Here is a 2,689-nt window from a genome sequence, read left to right on the forward strand (position 1 = left end):
TTTTTGCAGGTAAAGTTAATGAATTTCTTTTAATATCTGGAGAAATTTGCTTATCGCTTAAACTAGTAAGCAGCGGTGCAGTAGTAGTGGTAAAGAGAGAAATCTGATTGCTAACTTGTAGTTGCAAACAATAATCAAGCCACTGATGAGTTAATTTGACTCGATCTTTATTATTGGCAGCTTGAAGTTCGGTAGATGATAATTTAGCTGAATTTGCTGGGCGTACCCAGAGATCGGCAAAAAGAGCAGTACCAGAACTAGGCACGATCGCGCCAATATTCGGATTCTTTTGCATCAGATCGATCGCATCTGAAGACCAGCCAACAGCCACCCAGGTATCGCCCATGACTAAGGGTTGGAGATAGCTGTCAGCACTATAAAACTTCGTTTGCTGGTGGAGTTGTGCGAGTTCGGATTTTAATGCCGCTGCTCGATCGAGATCGGGAGTATTGTAAGATGAGCCTAGCTTTTTTAAAGCTAAACCAATGACTTCGCGCGATCGATCCAGCAGCGATACCCGCTGCCTGAGCTGCGGATTCCAGAGATCTCCCCAATCTTTAGGAATGGGAATATTCGCCTCTGCCAATCGATCGCGACGATAGATAATTACAGTCGTCCCCCAGCGATAAGGAACGCCCCAAACTTGACCTGTAGTGCTGCTATTGCCGCGATTGTCTCGTTGCGCTAATTCCCGCCAGCGGGGTTCTAATTTAGCCCAATTTGAAATGCTTGGAGGATCGATCGGTTGAATTAGCTTTTCCTTAATTGCCTTTGACAACCAAGCATCACCGATAGTCACCAAATTGGGGATATATTCGGCGGACTTACTCGGCGTTATTAAGGGAATTTTCAAGCCCTTAGATTCAGCTTTGCCAGTTTTATACCACTCTTGAAGCTGAGTCAAAATCTCTTTAAACTGACCTTCACCGACCAGCTCTACTTTAGACGCGATCGGTTGAATCGACTTGCTAAATTCACTCAATAGTTGCGGTGGTAGGGCGCTCTTTAGTGCTGATAATCTCAGAATAGCTCGATTCTGACCTTGGCAACTAGTTAAGCCACTTCCTAGAGCCAGACTACCAAGGGTGACTAGAAAGGATCGACGTTGCATAAGAGATGGGAGATGGGAGTTGGGAGTTGGAGGTTAGGAAGTGGGAGGTTAGGAAGTGGGAGTTGGGAGAACAACTTTGCATTTTCAACTATCTTGAAAAAGTGATTGAATTGGTCTTAGAACAAGCAAAACATCTTTTTACTGTCTACTCCCATCTCCCATCTCCCATCTCTTACAAGGCTTTTTGCCCGATATCTTGGCGATAGTACATCCCCTCAAAAGTAATCGCTCTGACGCCCTGATAGGCGCGATCGATCGCGGTGGCAAAGTCAGGGGCGATACTGGTTACACCCAGTACGCGTCCGCCGTCAGTCAGGACGCGATTTTGCCTGAGTTGAGTACCCGCATGAAAGACCATCGTGCCTTCTGTATTTGCCGCATCAATGCCACCAATCACCCGACCGCGATCGTAATTTCCGGGATAGCCATGCGCTGCAATTGTGACACAAGTTGACACGGCTGGCTTCCATTCGATCGGTGGGAGCGCTGCCAATCGCTGTTCGACACAGGCTAGGAGCAATTCGACTAGGGGAGTAGCTAGTAGGGGCAAAATGGCTTGAGTTTCAGGATCGCCAAATCGACAGTTAAATTCTAATACTTTAGGTTCCCCACTGGGCGCAATCATCAACCCAGCATAGATTACACCCCGATAGTCGATGCCGCGACGCTTGAGGGTCGCCAAGGTTGGTTCCAAAACTTCAGTTTGGATCCGTTTCATCAAAGCTGGCGTTGCTAGTGGTGCTGGGGCATAGGCACCCATCCCCCCAGTATTTGCGCCCGTATCACCGTCGCCAATCCGTTTGTGATCTTGAGCTGGTAATAGGGGTCGAATAGTTTTACCATCAGTTAGGGCGATTACCGATATTTCTTGACCCGTGATATATTCTTCGATCAGTAACTTGCCATAGTTTTGAGCAAATAATAGTTCGACGGCAGTGAGTGCATCGTGTAAAGTTTCGGCTACTACCACACCTTTACCAGCAGCCAATCCATCAGCTTTGACAACAATCGGTGCGCCTTGTTGCTCGATATAGGCGCGTGCGGTCGTTAAATCTGTAAAAGTTGCCGATTTGGGAGTCGGGATGCCCGCAGCTTCCATGAGAGCTTTAGCCCAAGTTTTGCTAGACTCAATTTGGGCACCTGCGCGAGTCGGGCCGAATACTGGAATATTCCGATTTTGCAGGTAGTCAGTAATTCCTAACGATAGTGGTAATTCGGGGCCGATAACTACTAAGGAAACTCCATTTACTTCGGCAAATCTGGCAATCCCACCAAAATCATCTACTCTAAACGAGAGATTTTGACAGCGCGGCATCGTCGCTGTACCGCCATTCCCAGGGACACACAGAACTTGGGTAACTTGAGGAGATTGTAATAATGCCCACACGATCGCATGTTCTCGCCCACCATTACCAACAACTAAAATTTTCACCGACGCTAAACTCCCCGCGACTTTGTTGATAATCCTTCTGTACACTTTATCATCAGATGGGAGGTGGAAGTGGGGAGATGGGAGATGGGAGTGAATAGTGGATAGTGGATAGTGGATAGTGGATAGTGGATAGTGGATATTATTAT

General features: G+C 47.2%; 2 protein-coding genes. Both read right to left on the reverse strand.

What is annotated here, in order from left to right:
• Positions 1-1,111: extracellular solute-binding protein (locus tag RMO35_RS04260; RefSeq protein WP_309738778.1), on the reverse strand; the 1,111-nt coding region annotated here is incomplete at its 3' end.
• 172 nt (positions 1,112-1,283) lie between these two features.
• A complete protein-coding gene (purD, locus tag RMO35_RS04265) occupies positions 1,284-2,543 on the reverse strand; it encodes a phosphoribosylamine--glycine ligase (RefSeq protein ID WP_309738780.1) in 1,260 nt (419 codons plus the stop codon).
• Positions 2,544-2,689: the final 146 nt, after the last annotated feature.

It is taken from the genome of Chamaesiphon sp. OTE_20_metabat_361, from assembly GCF_031364565.1.